The 15,736-nt window shown below is 60.7% G+C and carries 10 protein-coding genes and 3 tRNA genes; 1 reads left to right on the forward strand and 12 read right to left on the reverse strand.

The features are described from left to right. Positions 1 to 157 precede the first annotated feature (157 nt). The 12 genes from rpoC to BXY39_RS13920 form a co-directional block, all read right to left on the reverse strand. Entirely contained in the window at positions 158 to 4,396 is a 4,239-nt protein-coding gene (gene rpoC, locus BXY39_RS13865) for a DNA-directed RNA polymerase subunit beta' (RefSeq protein WP_121939481.1), read from the reverse strand. Between the two features lie 136 nt (positions 4,397 to 4,532). Continuing rightward, complete coding sequence (rpoB, locus tag BXY39_RS13870) at positions 4,533 to 8,642, reverse strand: DNA-directed RNA polymerase subunit beta (RefSeq protein WP_121939482.1); 4,110 nt, start codon at positions 8,640 to 8,642, stop codon at positions 4,533 to 4,535. Positions 8,643 to 8,877: 235 nt separating this feature from the next. Then, entirely contained in the window at positions 8,878 to 9,258 is a 381-nt protein-coding gene (gene rplL, locus BXY39_RS13875) for a 50S ribosomal protein L7/L12 (RefSeq protein WP_121939483.1), read from the reverse strand. Positions 9,259 to 9,418: 160 nt separating this feature from the next. After that, the gene (gene rplJ / locus BXY39_RS13880) at positions 9,419 to 9,934 is read right to left on the reverse strand and encodes a 50S ribosomal protein L10 (protein ID WP_121939484.1); all 516 of its coding nucleotides are present in this window, start codon (positions 9,932 to 9,934) and stop codon (positions 9,419 to 9,421) included. A gap of 420 nt (positions 9,935 to 10,354) precedes the next feature. Continuing rightward, on the reverse strand, positions 10,355 to 11,053 hold the full coding sequence (rplA, locus tag BXY39_RS13885; RefSeq protein WP_121939485.1) for a 50S ribosomal protein L1: 699 nt from the start codon (positions 11,051 to 11,053) through the stop codon (positions 10,355 to 10,357). A 2-nt stretch (positions 11,054 to 11,055) separates the two neighbouring features. Beyond that, on the reverse strand, positions 11,056 to 11,484 hold the full coding sequence (gene rplK / locus BXY39_RS13890; protein ID WP_121939486.1) for a 50S ribosomal protein L11: 429 nt from the start codon (positions 11,482 to 11,484) through the stop codon (positions 11,056 to 11,058). A 146-nt stretch (positions 11,485 to 11,630) separates the two neighbouring features. Then, on the reverse strand, positions 11,631 to 12,167 hold the full coding sequence (gene nusG / locus BXY39_RS13895) for a transcription termination/antitermination protein NusG (protein ID WP_121939487.1): 537 nt from the start codon (positions 12,165 to 12,167) through the stop codon (positions 11,631 to 11,633). Positions 12,168 to 12,317: 150 nt separating this feature from the next. Continuing rightward, on the reverse strand, positions 12,318 to 12,527 hold the full coding sequence (gene secE, locus BXY39_RS13900; protein ID WP_121939488.1) for a preprotein translocase subunit SecE: 210 nt from the start codon (positions 12,525 to 12,527) through the stop codon (positions 12,318 to 12,320). A 218-nt stretch (positions 12,528 to 12,745) separates the two neighbouring features. Beyond that, positions 12,746 to 12,821, reverse strand: a tRNA-Trp gene (locus BXY39_RS13905). 184 nt (positions 12,822 to 13,005) lie between these two features. Further along, positions 13,006 to 14,196 (reverse strand): elongation factor Tu, encoded by a 1,191-nt coding sequence (tuf, locus tag BXY39_RS13910; protein ID WP_121939475.1) that lies wholly within the window; start codon positions 14,194 to 14,196, stop codon positions 13,006 to 13,008. A gap of 141 nt (positions 14,197 to 14,337) precedes the next feature. Then, a tRNA-Gly gene (locus BXY39_RS13915) sits at positions 14,338 to 14,411 on the reverse strand. Positions 14,412 to 14,516: 105 nt separating this feature from the next. Then, a tRNA-Tyr gene (locus BXY39_RS13920) sits at positions 14,517 to 14,601 on the reverse strand. A 247-nt stretch (positions 14,602 to 14,848) separates the two neighbouring features. Here BXY39_RS13920 and BXY39_RS13925 point away from each other — a divergent pair. Beyond that, positions 14,849 to 15,736: a TrmH family RNA methyltransferase gene (locus tag BXY39_RS13925; protein ID WP_121939489.1), complete on the forward strand. Its 888-nt coding sequence runs from the start codon at positions 14,849 to 14,851 to the stop codon at positions 15,734 to 15,736.

The raw sequence follows: 15,736 nt of genomic DNA on the forward strand, positions 1-15,736 counted from the left end.
TGGAGTTCAAGACAACTTCACCAAGGACCATATATACAGTCTGAACCAGCCAATAAAACCATAAATTAAATAATACTACCTATAAAAATTATATGAAAAAGGCCCGCCTGAGCGGGCCTTTCTATTTCGATTGTCGAAACGTTTATAACTGTCGTTTTCAGGCGCTCGCAGCTGTGCTTTCTTCGCCGCCCTCGGTTGCGGCGGCGAATTCCGCCTCGGCGGTGGAAAGGGCATCGGTTTTGGCATCGGACTGTGCTTCGGCGGCAATGACGTCCCGGCGGTGTGCCTCATGGCGCAGTTTGTCCATGACGGACCCGGTCCCGGCGGGGATCAGGCGACCCACGATCACGTTTTCCTTCAGGCCGACCAGCTTGTCCTTTTTACCGGCAACGGCGGCTTCGGTCAGAACCCGCGTCGTCTCCTGGAAGGATGCCGCCGATATAAAGCTGCGGGTTTGCAGGCTGGCTTTGGTAATCCCCAACAGAACCGGATTACCGCGTGCCGGCTCGCGCCCTTCGGCGATCAGCTTTTCATTGACCTCATCATACTCTTCACGGTCCACCTGTTCACCCATCAGAAGGGTGCTGTCGCCGGAAGCGGTGACCTCAACTTTTTGCAGCATCTGGCGCACGATGACCTCGATGTGCTTGTCGTTGATCTTCACACCCTGCAGGCGGTAAACGTCCTGGATTTCCTGCACCAGATAAGCGGCCAGCGCTTCGACACCCATAACCTGAAGAATATCGTGCGGGGCCGGGTTGCCGTCGATGATGTAATCACCCTGGCGGACGAAATCGCCTTCCTGCACGGTGACGTGCTTGCCCTTGGGCACCAGATATTCAACCGGGTCACGCTCGGACCCGTCCGCGTCATGCTCGGTCGGGCGCAGGATGATGCGGCGTTTGTTCTTGTAGTCGCGGCCAAACTCAACAACACCGTCGATATCCGCGATCACCGCATGGTCCTTGGGACGGCGGGCCTCGAACAGTTCCGCCACCCGCGGCAGACCACCGGTGATGTCCTTGGTCTTGGCGGCTTCGCGCGGGATCCGGGCGATCACATCGCCGGCGGATACCTGATTGCCGTCCTCAACCGACAGAATGGCATCGACCGAAAGGTAATAGCGCGCCTCCGTCCCGTTGGCGAGCTGGACCACCTCGTCGCTGTCATCGCGGAGCGTGATGCGCGGCTTCAGGTCCGTGCCCTTCGGCGCGGCGCGCCAGTCGCTGACCACTTTCGAGGTGATGCCCGTCGCCTCGTCGATCACTTCCTTGACCGAAATGCCTTCGATCATGTCGACAAGACGCACGACACCGGATTGCTCGGTGATGATGGGGATGGTGTAAGGGTCCCATTCCGCCAGCTTCTCGCCCTTGACGACGGAATCGCCTTCATCCTTCATCAGATGCGCGCCGTAAGCCAGACGGTGCTTCGCCCGCTCGCGGCCCTCATCATCGACAACGACGACTTCCATGTTGCGGCTCATCACCACTTTGCGGCCCTTGGAATCTTCCACCACATTGCGGTTTTCGATTTTCACCTGCCCGTCGGCGGACGATTCAATCGCCGATTCCGCGTTCACCGTGGCCGCCCCGCCGATGTGAAAGGTCCGCATGGTCAGCTGCGTGCCCGGCTCACCGATCGACTGGGCGGCGATGACGCCGACAGCCTCACCCATGTTCACGGGCGTGCCGCGCGCAAGATCACGGCCATAGCATTTGCCGCAGACGCCGCCCTTGGTTTCACAGGTCAGCACGGACCGGATTTTCACCTCGGCGACACCCGCCGTCTCAATGGCGTCGGCTTCCACTTCATTGAGAAGCGTGCCGGCCTTGAACAGCACATCGCCGGTGATCGGATCTTTCAGGTCCACGGCAAGACAGCGACCGAGAATACGCTCGCTCAACGGTACCAGAACATCGCCGCCCTCGGACACTTCCGTGATGGTGATGCCCTCTTCCGTACCGCAGTCTTCCTCGATGATGACGCAGTCCTGGCTGACATCGACCAGACGGCGCGTCAGATAGCCGGAGTTTGCGGTTTTCAGCGCCGTGTCGGCCAGACCCTTCCGCGCCCCGTGGGACGAGTTGAAGTATTCAAGAACGCTCAAGCCTTCCTTGAAGTTGGAAATGATCGGCGTCTCGATGATCTCGCCGGACGGCTTGGCCATCAGACCGCGCATGCCCGCAAGCTGCTTCATTTGCGCGGCAGACCCCCGCGCGCCCGAATGCGCCATCATGTAAATGGAATTCAGGTCGGTTTCGCGGCCCGCGTCGTCCTTGGAGGTCGCGGCCATGTCCTTCATCATGGCGTCGGCCACCTTGTCGGTGCACTGGGCCCAGGCATCGACGACCTTGTTGTACTTCTCGCCCTGGGTGATCAGACCGTCCTGATACTGCTCTTCATATTCCTTGACGAGCGTGCGCGTCTCATCCACCAGCGTCACCTTGGCGTCGGGGATGATCATGTCGTCCTTGCCGAAGGAAATACCGGCGCTGCAGGCGCGGCGGAAGCCCTCGCCCATGATGCCGTCGGCGAACAGGACCGTCGTTTTCTGACCGCAGTGGCGATAGACCACGTCAATCACCTCGGTGATTTCCTTCTTGGTCAGCTGACGATTGATCAGGCTGAACGGCACATGCGGATGCTTCGGCAGATGCTGCGCCAGCATCATGCGGCCCGGCGTGGTTTCCACGCGCTGTTCAACCGGACGCCCGCTTTTGTCCACCGTCTCGATCCGCGCGTGGATCTTGCTGTGCAACGTGATCGCCTTGTTGTCCAGGGCGAACTGGATTTCCTCCAGATTGGCGAAGGCCTTGCCCTCGCCCACATCGCCCTCGCGCAGACTGGTCATGTAATACAGGCCAAGGACGATATCCTGGCTGGGCACGATGATCGGCTTGCCGTTCGCCGGGCTGAGGATGTTGTTGGTGGACATCATCAGCACGCGGGCTTCCAGCTGCGCCTCGATCGACAGCGGCACGTGGACGGCCATCTGGTCACCGTCAAAGTCGGCGTTGAAGGCGGCACAGACCAGCGGGTGAAGCTGAATGGCCTTGCCTTCGATCAGAACCGGCTCAAACGCCTGAATGCCGAGACGGTGCAGCGTCGGCGCCCGGTTCAGCATCACCGGATGCTCGCGGATCACCTCGTCCAGAATGTCCCAGACCTCCCGGCGCTCCTTCTCGACCAGTTTTTTCGCCGCCTTGATGGTGGTGGCGATGCCCTTCTTGTCGAGACGCGAATAGATGAACGGCTTGAACAGTTCCAGCGCCATCTTTTTCGGCAGGCCGCACTGATGCAGCTTCAGCTCGGGGCCGACCACGATGACCGAACGGCCGGAATAGTCGACGCGCTTGCCAAGCAGGTTCTGACGGAAGCGGCCCTGCTTGCCCTTCAGCATGTCGCTGAGGGATTTCAGCGGACGCTTGTTGGCGCCGGTGATGGTACGGCCGCGGCGGCCATTGTCGAACAGCGCGTCAACAGCCTCCTGCAGCATGCGCTTCTCGTTCCGGATGATGATGTCCGGCGCGCGCAGCTCGATCAGCCGCTTCAGGCGGTTGTTCCGGTTGATGACCCGGCGGTACAGATCGTTCAGGTCGGATGTGGCGAAACGGCCGCCGTCCAGCGGCACCAGCGGACGCAGATCCGGCGGAATGACAGGGATGACCGTCAGGATCATCCATTCCGGACGGTTGCCGGACTCAAGGAAGCTCTCAATCACCTTCAGGCGCTTGACGATCTTTTTCGGTTTCAGCTCGGACTTGGTCTCGGCCAGTTCCTTCAGCAGCTTCTCGCGCTCGTCCTCAAGGTCGATCTGCTCCATCAGCTTGCGGATCGCCTCGGCGCCGATGCCTGCGGTGAAGCTGTCTTCGCCGTATTCATCCTGGGCGCGGTAGAAATCCTCCTCCGAGAGCAGCTGCATCTGGTTAAGCGGGGTCAGACCCGGCTCGATCACCACATAGTTCTCGAAATAGAGAACGCGTTCCAGATCCTTCAGGGTCATGTCGAGCAGCAGACCGATACGGCTCGGCAGGGATTTCAGGAACCAGATGTGCGCGACCGGCGCGGCCAGATCGATATGGCCCATACGCTCGCGCCGCACCTTGGACAGCGTCACTTCCACACCGCATTTTTCGCAGATGACGCCCTTGTACTTCATCCGCTTGTATTTGCCGCACAGGCACTCATAGTCCTTCACCGGGCCGAAAATACGGGCGCAGAACAGGCCGTCCCGCTCCGGTTTGAAGGTGCGGTAGTTGATGGTCTCAGGCTTCTTGATCTCGCCAAAAGACCATGAGCGGATACGCTCCGGCGACGCGATCGAAATCTGAATCTGGTCGAAGGTCTCCGGCTTCTGGCTCGGGTTGAAATATTTGGCGACTTCCTGGTTCATGTCCGGCGTCTTCCTTGTCGGTGGCGGTCCGGCTCTCCGGCTCCGCCGTCAAAACTGTCTCAACTCAGCACATGCATGCTGTTGCGCGGTGCGCCGGTCTTTCAAGGCCGGCGCGGCGCAAAGGCAGCAGCGACGGTCAGTCGCTGCCCGTAATCAGTTCCACATTCAGGCCCAGCGAGCGCATTTCCTTCACAAGCACGTTGAAGCTTTCCGGAATGCCCGCCTCAAAGGTGTCGTCTCCCTTGACAATGGCTTCATAAACCTTGGTCCGGCCGGCCACATCATCGGATTTGACCGTCAGCATTTCCTGCAGCGTGTAGGCGGCGCCATAGGCTTGCAGGGCCCAGACCTCCATCTCACCGAAGCGCTGGCCGCCAAACTGCGCCTTACCGCCCAGCGGCTGCTGGGTGACAAGGCTATAGGGGCCGATCGACCGGGCGTGGATCTTGTCATCCACAAGGTGGTGCAGCTTCAGCATATAGATATAGCCCACCGTCACCTTGCGGTCGAATTGTTCGCCCGTCCGGCCGTCAAACAGGTTGACCTGGCCGGAACCGTCCAGCCCGGCCTCTTCCAGCATAGCACAGATATCGACTTCGGTCGCGCCGTCGAAAACCGGCGTGCCCATCGGAATACCATTTCGCAGGTTACCGGCCAGTTCGACAATCTGCCTGTCGTCCAGATCGGCCACCTCACGCTCATACTGATCGTCGCCGTAAACGATTTTCAGTTTGGAACGGATGCTGTCCAGCTGATCCTGACCATGGCGGTAGGCGTCCAGCATCTCGTCGATCTGACGGCCCAGGCCGCGCGAGGCCCAGCCCAGATGGGTTTCCAGAATCTGTCCCACATTCATGCGGCTCGGCACACCCAGCGGGTTCAGCACCACGTCAACCGGCGTGCCGTCCTCCAGGTGGGGCATATCCTCGATCGGCATGATGCGGGAGATCACCCCCTTGTTGCCGTGACGGCCGGCCATTTTATCGCCCGGCTGCAGCTTGCGCTTCACCGCGACGAAGACCTTGACCATCTTCAGAACGCCCGGCGGCAATTCATCACCGCGTTGCAGCTTCTCGATCTTTTCGTCGAACCGGCGCTGCAGGGACGCCCGGCTTTCATCGAATTGCTTGCGCAGCGCTTCGATGTCCGCCATGGCGGCATCGTCATCGACCGCCAGGTCCCACCACTGCAGCTTTTTCAGCTCGCCCAGGCCCTCATCGCTGATGACGGTACCTTTTTTCATCTCCTTGGTGCCGGCGGTGACGGTGCGGCCCATAAGCAGGGGCTGCAGGCGGCTGTAGATATTGCGCTCCAGAATGGTACGCTCATCCTCGCGGTCTTTCGTCAGGCGCTCGATTTCCTCGCGCTCGATGGTCAGCGCGCGCTCATCCTTGTCCACACCGTGGCGGTTGAACACACGCACTTCCACCACCGTGCCGACGACGCCCGGCGGCAGGCGCAGGCTGGTGTCACGCACGTCGGAGGCTTTCTCGCCGAAAATGGCGCGCAGAAGTTTTTCTTCCGGCGTCATCGGGCTTTCGCCCTTCGGCGTGATCTTGCCGACAAGGATATCGCCCGGATGCACCTCGGCACCGATATAGACGATCCCGGCTTCATCCAGATTGCGCAGGCCTTCCTCACCCACATTGGGAATGTCGCGGGTGATTTCCTCGGGGCCAAGCTTGGTATCGCGGGCCATCACCTCAAATTCTTCAATGTGGATCGAGGTGAAGACGTCCTCTTTCACGATCCGCTCGGAGATGAGGATGGAGTCCTCGAAATTATAGCCGTTCCAGGGCATGAAGGCGACGAGCGCATTCCGGCCGAGCGCCAGCTCGCCCAGATCGGTCGAGGGTCCGTCACAAATGATGTCCCCTTTCTGAATGGCATCGCCCACTTTCACCAGCGGGCGCTGGTTGATGCAGGTGTTCTGGTTGGAACGCTGGAATTTCTGCAGCGTGTAAATGTCCACACCCGACTTGCCGGGGTCCAGCTCTTCCGTTGCGCGGATCACGATCCGGGTGGCGTCCACCTGCTCCACCACGCCGGTCCGGCGGGCGGCGATGGCGGCACCGCTGTCGCTGGCAACCACTTTCTCCATGCCGGTCCCGACAAAGGGCGCTTCCGCTTTCACGAGCGGCACGGCCTGCCGTTGCATGTTGGAACCCATCAGTGCGCGGTTGGCGTCATCGTTCTCCAGGAAGGGGATCAGCGATGCGGCCACCGAGACAAGCTGTTTCGGCGAAACGTCCATCAGTTCGATATTGTCGCGGGTGGACATGACAAACTCGCCGGCCTGACGGCTGGACACCAGATCGTTCTGGAAAGCGTTTTCCTGCGTCAGCGGCGCATTGGCCTGCGCGACGGTGTATTTGCTTTCCTCCATTGCGGACAGATAAACGACATCGCCGCTTACCGTGCCGTCCAGCACCTTGCGATACGGGCTTTCGATAAAGCCGTATTTGTTGACCTGGGCATATGTGGCGAGCGAGTTGATCAGACCGATATTCGGGCCTTCCGGCGTCTCGATCGGACAGATACGGCCATAGTGGGTCGGGTGGACGTCGCGAACCTCGAAGCCCGCGCGCTCGCGCGTCAGACCGCCGGGGCCAAGCGCCGACAGGCGCCGCTTGTGCGTGATTTCCGACAGCGGGTTCGTCTGATCCATGAACTGGCTGAGCTGGCTGGACCCGAAAAACTCGCGCACGCTGGCCACAACCGGCTTGGCGTTGATCAGGTCATGCGGCATCACCGTATCGATATCGACGGACGACATACGCTCACGGATCGCCCGCTCCATGCGCAGCAGGCCGATGCGATACTGATTTTCCATCAGCTCGCCAACGGACCGCACCCGGCGGTTGCCAAGGTGGTCGATATCGTCGATTTCACCGCGGCCGTCCTTCAACTGGACGAGCGTCTTGACCGTCTGCAGAATGTCCTGCTTGCGCAGCACACCGACGCTGTCGTCGCAGTCCAGGTTCAGACGCATATTCATCTTCACCCGGCCCACGTCGGACAGGTCGTACCGCTCGGAATCAAAGAACAGACCGTAGAACAGGGCTTCCGCCGTTTCCTTCGTCGGCGGCTCACCGGGGCGCATCACCTTGTAGATTTCCGCCAGCGCACCGTCGGTACTTTCCACCTTGTCGGCCTTCAACGTGTCACGAACATAGGACCCGATGGTGACATCGTCGATTTCCAGCACCTTGATCTCGTCAAAGCCGACCTCGGACAGGGCGGTGATGACCTCTTCGGTGATTTCATCGCCGGCTTCCACATAAATGGCGCCGGTGGTCTCATTGATCATGTCCTCGGCGGCATATTTGCCGACCACCATCTCGTCCGGCAGCAACACGGCCTCAACACCGGACTTTTCCAGCTTGTTGGCAAGACGCGGAGTGATCTTTTTGCCCGCTTCCGAGACGACCTCGCCCGTATCGGCGTTGACCAGATCGAAGTCAGGGCGCTGACCGCGCCAGCTTTCCGCGCGGAAAGGCGCACGCCAACCGCCCGTGTCGCCCTGCGTGGCGCGGGTATAGGTCTGCGTATCGTAGAAATACTGCAGAATATCCTCGCCGCTCATCCCCAGCGCATACAGCATGGTGGTAGCGGGCAGTTTGCGGCGGCGGTCGATCCGCACATTGACGATATCCTTGGCGTCGAACTCGAAATCCAGCCAGGAGCCGCGATAGGGAATGACCCGCGCGGCAAAAAGGAACTTGCCCGAGGAATGGGTCTTGCCGCGGTCATGGTCGAAAAACACACCGGGCGAGCGGTGCATCTGGCTGACGATCACGCGCTCGGTCCCGTTGATGACGAAGGTCCCGTTGTCCGTCATCAGCGGCAGGTCGCCCATATAGACATCCTGCTCCTTGATATCGAGGACGGACTTGGCTTCCGTCTCCGGATCGACCTCGAAAACGATCAGGCGCAGCGTCACACGCAGCGGCGCGGCATAGGTCATGTCGCGCTGCTGGCATTCGTCCACGTCGAATTTCGGGTCTTCCAGCTCGTACTTCACATATTCAAGCGACGCGGTGCTGGAAAAGTCCTGGATCGGAAAAACCGATTTCAGCACCTTTTCAAGGCCGGAGTCGAGACGCTCTTCCTCGGTGGCCCCGGGCTTGAAAAACTGGTCATAGGACTGGCGCTGAACCTCGATCAGGTTCGGCATCCGGGTTACCTCCGAAATGCGCCCAAAATCCTTACGCACCCGTTTCCGACCGGTAAATGAAGTCGCCATGCTTCGCCCTCGTTTGTCTGTTGGCAGGCGCCAGCCAGGGTGTTCCCCGCCCCGGCGTCTTCTGCCGCGCTTAAAGACCTTGGGCACCACGCCCGAAAGGTCTGAAAATCTTATGTCCGGCACGCCTCGCGCCGGGGATGAACCGCCTTTTTACCGCCCCGCCGCTCCTAGGACGCCGAAAGGCCGGACGCGTATACACGCGTCCGACCCCACGGATAACGCTGGCTCAAGCAGATTACTTGAGCTCGACTTTCGCGCCGGCCTCTTCGAGCTTTTTCTTCAGCTCTTCGGCTTCGTCTTTCGAGACGGCTTCTTTAACCGGCTTCGGTGCGCCTTCGACCAGGTCCTTGGCTTCCTTCAGGCCCAGGCCGGTGATGGCGCGCACTTCTTTAATCACGTTGATTTTCTTGGCACCGGCTTCGGCGAGAATAACGTCGAATTCGGTTTTCTCTTCAGCCGCACCGGCATCGCCGCCGGCAGCGCCGCCAGCAGCCGCGACCGCAACCGGTGCAGCGGCGGACACGCCCCATTTTTCTTCCAGCAGTTTGGACAGTTCAGCAGCTTCCAGAACGGTCAGGCTGGACAGTTCGTCAACAAGCTTTTCAAGATCAGCCATTGGGTATACTCCAATCATTCAGTCGGTTTCCAAAACCCTGTCGGCGGGACGGCGGCACAGTCTTGTGTCACGCGGCTTGCCCCATATGCCTTCCGGGATCGTTTTCTGCCGGGGCGGCCATGGCCGCCCAAGCCTGCGCGCTTGGCCTTTTCAAAAGGCCTCAGGCTGCGTCCTTGGACCCATAGGCACCAAATACACGGGCCAGCTGACCGGCGGGGGCTTGTGTCACCGACGCCAGTTTCTGGGCCGGGGCCTGAATCAGGCCGACAAGCTTTCCGCGCAGTTCATCGAGCGACGGCAGTTCGGCCAGGGCTTTGACAGCGGCAATGTCCAACACCGTCTCGTCCATACCGCCGCCAAGGATACGAAGCTTCTCGTTTTCCTTGGCAAACTTGGAGAGGGCTTTCGGTGCCGAAATGGCGTCGTCCCCGTAACCGATGGCCGTCGGACCGCTGAACAGGTCCGAAATGCCTTCGTATTTGGTTCCTTTGAGTGCAAGACGAGTCAGCCGGTTCTTGGTCACTTTGAAGCCGGCGCCCGCCTCGCGGACACGCGTGCGCAGGTCGGTAATCTCGGCAACGCTCAAACCGTCATAGTGAACCACCACAACGGACGACGCGCCCGAGAACACCTCATGCAACGACGCAACCAGCTCCTGCTTCTCGGCTCTTTCCAATTCTCGTCTCCATTATGAAACGCGTCCGCCCTTAAGTATCAGGCATGGCGTTTCGCCTTGTTTGAGCCAGACGGCGCGGCGCTCAACACGGTCGAGTATGCTTTGCCGTCTCCCCTGTCCGGGGTCGCAGGACAGGCAGCGCCCATCCCTTGGAAACCGCGAGTTGGCCATACCGCACCATTTTGCGGCAAAACCTTTCCTTACCCCGTCTCATGCAGGCCCGGCGGGTCGCGACTTCCGCCTTCAGCTTAGGCACCGGCCTCTGTGGGGAATATCCCCTGTCATCCGGCACACCTGCAATCTTGGACAGTTCTCTTTACACATCCGGGCAAAACATCCGCCCGGATCCCCGGACCGCACACCGCCTTGCAGGCAACCTGCGGTCCAAAGCCTTCAATCCCTTAGCTGTCGCCCAGGCCCTTAGCTGTCGCCCAGGGTCGATGAGTCGATTTTCAGGCCCGGCCCCATCGACGACGACATGGCGACGCGCTTGACATAGGTGCCCTTGGCCCCGGTCGGCTTCGCCTTGATGATCGCACCGATAAAGGCCTGCGCATTTTCGATGATTTTTGCCTCGTCAAAGCTGGCCTTGCCGACACCGCCATGAACGATCCCGGCCTTTTCAACGCGGAATTCCACCTGGCCGGCCTTGGCTGCCTCGACAGCGCCCTTCACGTCCATCGTCACAGTGCCCAGTTTCGGGTTCGGCATCAGGCCCTTGGGACCCAACACCTTACCCAGACGACCGACAACACCCATCATGTCGGGCGTGGCGATGCAACGCTCAAAATTGATCTCGCCCTTCTGGATCGTCTCCATCAGGTCTTCCGCACCCACGATATCGGCGCCGGCTTCCTTCGCCTCATCGGCTTTCGGCCCCTTGGCAAACACAGCCACACGCACCGACTTGCCGCTACCATGCGGCAGGGCGACCACACCGCGCACCATCTGGTCGGCGTGGCGGGGGTCGACACCCAGGTTCATCGACACCTCAATGGTTTCGTCGAACTTGGTCGCCGAGCGGGTTTTCAGTTCCTTGACCGCCTCTGCAACCGTGTAGAGCTTTTCGCGGTCCAGGCCTTCCCAAGCCTTTTTCATCCGTTTGGTCATGCGTGCCACGGTCAACCCTCCACTGTCAGGCCCATCGAGCGGGCGGATCCTTCAATGATCCGCATGGCCGCTTCGATGTCGTTGGCGTTCAGGTCTTTCATTTTTGCCTCGGCGATCTCCTTGACCTGATCGCGCGTGACGGAACCGGCAACGCTGCGGCCCGGCTCTTTCGAGCCCGACTTCAGCTTGGCGGCCTTTTTGAGATAGAAGCTCGCCGGCGGCGTCTTGATCTCAAAGGTGAAAGACCGGTCGGCATAAACCGTAATAATCGTCGGGCACGGCATGCCCGCTTCCATACCCTGCGTCTTGGCGTTGAACGCCTTGCAGAATTCCATGATATTGATACCGCGCTGACCAAGCGCCGGCCCGATCGGGGGCGACGGGTTTGCCTGACCAGCCGGCACCTGAAGCTTCAGATAACCGTCAATCTTCTTTGCCATTTTCGTCCCTTTCAAACAGTGGCGAACCCTTTAACCCGGTTCGCAAGGGCGCGCGGTGCGGCCAATGGCGGGCCTCCCGCGCGGTTTTTCGGGGCACACCCCCGAAAGTCTCGTCCGCCCCGGACCGAAATCCGTCTGACCCGTGGTCAGCCGACCTTTTCGACCTGAGCGTATTCCAATTCCACCGGTGTGGCGCGGCCAAAGATGGACACGGACACTTTCAACCGCGCCTTGTCTTCGTCTACTTCCTCCACCGTGCCGTTGAAGGACGTGAACGGACCGTCGGTCACGCGCACTTCCTCGCCGATCTCGTACACCACATTGGGGCGCGGGCGCTCGACGCCTTCCTCAACCTGGTTGAGGATGCGGGCGGCTTCCGTCTCCGAGATCGGGCTCGGCTTGCCCTGGGGCCCCAGAAAACCGGTAACCTTCGGGTTGGCATTGACGAGGTGATAGGTATCGTCCGTCAACACCATCTTGATCAGCACATAGCCGGGGAAGAATTTCTTCTCGGCCTTGACTTTCTTGCCCTTGCGGACCTCGACAACCTCTTCTGTCGGCACGATCACCTGATCCACCAGCGCTTCGAGCCCCTGCTGCGTGGCCTGCTCCTCAATGGCGGCCGCAACCTTCTTCTCGAAGCCCGAATAGGCGTGAATGATGTACCAGCGTGGCGTGCTCACAATTCTTACTCTCCAGGCGTCTTATACTCATCGGGCCCGTTTTCGGACGCATTCGGGAGAACGATTTGCCCCTTCCCGCGCATCAACAAAAACCGCCCAGCCATATTCTCTCGGCTCCGGCTGACCCGGACCCGCGACCGATACGATACGTCAGGCCTCCAGGCCCAAAATCCATTGAACCCCTGCATTCAGAACGAAATCGACGCCAAGGAAAAACACAGCCATGATCATCACCATGATGAAAACCATGAGCGCCGTGGTCGATGTTTCCCGCGGTGTCGGCCACGTGACCTTTGCGCCTTCCTGACGCACTTGGCGTACAAATTCGCCCGGTGACACGCGCGATGAGGTCTTAGCCATGGCTGCCGTCCCTTACAGTCGTTCTTTATTATTATGGCCCGGCGCCAAACGCACGGCCCATACCGCCAAAAGCACTGCCGTCAGTGCCGAGTCGTCCCAATGCACCAGCCTGCCGGCCCGCCCCTGTGTCCCCAACACCATTCAGACAGCCCCGGTGGTCGGGGTGTCTCCATCGGGGCCTGCCGGTCCAAGGCACAGCCCTTCAGGTTCAAGACACGTGGCAGGGGTGGAGGGACTCGAACCCCCGGCACCCGGTTTTGGAGACCGGTGCTCTACCAACTGAGCTACACCCCTAGGCCGCTCACGCGCATTCGCTTTCATGGCATCGGCCTGTGGCGAAGGCAGGGGTTTAGCCTCAGCCAGCGATGCTTTCAAGCTTTTTTTGCACCGCAGTCACACACGGCCACCGGCCCTGCGCGTTACGGCACAAAAGGGTGGCGGACCCTAAAGCCCGCCACACAACACCCCGCTTCCGGGATTACTCGATGATTTTGGAGACGACGCCGGCGCCGACGGTGCGTCCGCCCTCGCGGATAGCGAAGCGCAGGCCCTCGTCCATGGCGATCGGAGCGATCAGCTCCACCTTCAGGTTCACATTGTCACCCGGCATCACCATCTCCGTGCCCGCCGGCAGCTCAACCGTCCCCGTCACGTCCGTCGTCCGGAAGTAAAACTGCGGACGGTAGTTGGCAAAGAACGGCGTGTGACGGCCACCCTCTTCCTTGGTCAGAATGTACGTCTCCGCCTCGAACTTCGTGTGCGGCGTGATCGTCCCCGGATGCGCCAGAACCTGGCCCCGCTCAACGTCCTCACGGCCAACACCGCGCAGCAGGGCGCCGATGTTGTCGCCCGCCTCGCCCTGGTCCAGAAGCTTGCGGAACATCTCGACACCCGTCACCGTCGTCTTCGACGTCTCGCGGATGCCGACAATCTCGACTTCCTCGCCCACCTTGACGATGCCGCGCTCAACACGGCCCGTGACAACCGTACCCCGGCCCGAAATCGAGAACACGTCCTCGACCGGCATCAGGAACGCACCGTCAACAGCCCGCTCCGGCTGCGGAATGTACTCGTCAACCGACGTCATCAGCTCAAGGATCTTCTCCTTGCCGATGGTGTCGTCACGGCCTTCCAGCGCCGCCAGGGCAGACCCCGCAATGATCGGAATGTCGTCGCCCGGGAATTCATACTCGCTCAGCAGCTCGCGCACTTCCAGCTCGACAAGCTCCAGAAGCTCCTCGTCGTCAACCTGGTCAACCTTGTTCAGGAAAACAACAATCGCCGGAACACCGACCTGACGCGCCAGAAGAATGTGCTCGCGCGTCTGCGGCATCGGCCCGTCAGCGGCGTTCACAACCAGAATGGCGCCGTCCATCTGCGCCGCGCCCGTGATCATGTTCTTCACATAATCCGCGTGACCGGGGCAGTCCACATGCGCATAGTGACGGTTGTCCGTCTCATACTCAACGTGCGCCGTCGAGATCGTGATCCCGCGCTCGCGCTCCTCGGGCGCCTTGTCAATGTTCGCATAATCCATGAAATCCGCGCCGCCCTTCTCGGCCAGCACTTTCGTGATCGCCGCCGTCAGCGTCGTCTTCCCATGGTCAACGTGACCAATCGTACCAATGTTGCAGTGCGGCTTCGTCCGCTCAAACTTTTCCTTCGACATCCGTCTTACCTTTGCAAAGCAACCACGCCCCGCCCTGAAGTCGACACGCCAGGGACAGGCGCCTTAAATGTGTTAAACCACCGGCGGCCGGAAACGGAATTCCGGACCCCCATGATGACGACGCCCGACGGGACGCGTATTTGGAGCGGGTGAAGGGAATCGAACCCTCATCTTAAGCTTGGAAGGCTTCTGCTCTACCATTGAGCTACACCCGCAGCACACTCAAACTCAACACCAAGCCGTTCCAACCGGACAGGCAATTTCACCGAGGCAAAGCTGCCCGGACAAAACCCCGAACATACATCAGCGAAGTATCAAGGTGGTGGAGGGGGCAGGATTCGAACCTGCGAAGCCGAAGGCGTCAGATTTACAGTCTGATGGGTTTGACCGCTCCCCAACCCCTCCACCTATGTAACCGTGCGGCTTCCAGCGACCGGGACGGCATCATGGCCCCAACATGAAAGCGACCGAGAGATACCTCCCGGTCCGCGCGGTGAAGCCGGAATATGCGCATATCATCGGACTTGTCAACAGTCCCGTCACACGGGTACAGCCTTTTTTACAGCGGCCCCGAACCGCGCAAAATCGGAAAGAGACGGACAGCCTGCGTATGAACATGACAGGCCTGGAGCAATAGTATGGAGAAGCCGGCATGAAGAAGCCTGGTGCAAAAGCGTCGTCACGCACCGGCAAGCCCCCTCAGCGCCGCGGCAAACGTCGTACCGCCGGCGGCGGCGGAGCAGGCGGAAAAAGGCACGGCCTGTCCCCAGCGGCGCTGTCCCCGGGCGCGCCGGGCGCCTTTTTCCTCTACGGCCGCCATGCGGTCACGGCGGCACTCGGCAATATGACCCGTCCGTGCCGGCGGTTGATCGCCCGGGACGCCGCAGCCCTACAGGATACACTGGTCCGCAACCGGCCCGGCCTGACGGTCGATATCATCAGCGATATGTCTGTGTTCGAGGCCACGGTCGGACCCGGCACCCCCCATCAGGGCCTGATGCTGGAAGTGCAGCCGCTTCCCCAAATGGACCTGGCCGACGGGGCGCCGTCCCCGGGCGGTGTCCGGGGTGGAGATACGGCATATCCTCCGCGTCTGTTGATACTGGATCAGGTAACGGACCCGCAAAATGTCGGCGCGGCCCTGCGGGTGGCCGCCGGCCTGGGGGCGGCGGCGCTGATCACACAGGACCGGCACAGCCCGAAGGAAAGCGGGGCATTGGCAAGGGCGGCCGCCGGCGCCCTGGACACCCTGCCCTGGATCCGCGTGACCAATGTGGCCGACAGCCTGAAAACACTGGGCGACATGGGCTATTGGTCCGTCGGCCTGACCGGCGCCGCCGATGCCGATATAGACACGCTGGACACCGGGCGACCGCTGGCCATTGTCATGGGCGCGGAAGGAACGGGACTGCGTCCCCGTGTCGCCGCATCCTGCGATTTTCTGGCCCGCATACCGATGAGCGGCAGGGTGGAAAGCCTGAATGTCAGCACCGCGGCAGCCATTGCCCTTTATGCCCTGCGCGCCGGCGACACGGCTTGA

Source organism: Eilatimonas milleporae (genome assembly GCF_003688555.1).
Lineage (GTDB): Bacteria > Pseudomonadota > Alphaproteobacteria > Sphingomonadales > Kordiimonadaceae > Eilatimonas > Eilatimonas milleporae.

Bases quoted from the DNA above. Each gene is read 5' to 3' on its own strand.
- rpoC (WP_121939481.1), bottom strand. From the start codon at position 4,396: ATGAACCAGGAAGTCGCCAAATATTTCAACCCGAGCCAGAAGCCGGAG.
- rpoB (WP_121939482.1), bottom strand. From the start codon at position 8,642: ATGGCGACTTCATTTACCGGTCGGAAACGGGTGCGTAAGGATTTTGGG.
- rplL (WP_121939483.1), bottom strand. From the start codon at position 9,258: ATGGCTGATCTTGAAAAGCTTGTTGACGAACTGTCCAGCCTGACCGTT.
- rplK (WP_121939486.1), bottom strand. From the start codon at position 11,484: ATGGCAAAGAAGATTGACGGTTATCTGAAGCTTCAGGTGCCGGCTGGT.
- secE (WP_121939488.1), bottom strand. From the start codon at position 12,527: ATGGCTAAGACCTCATCGCGCGTGTCACCGGGCGAATTTGTACGCCAA.
- tuf (WP_121939475.1), bottom strand. From the start codon at position 14,196: ATGTCGAAGGAAAAGTTTGAGCGGACGAAGCCGCACTGCAACATTGGT.
- BXY39_RS13925 (WP_121939489.1), top strand. From the start codon at position 14,849: ATGAAGAAGCCTGGTGCAAAAGCGTCGTCACGCACCGGCAAGCCCCCT.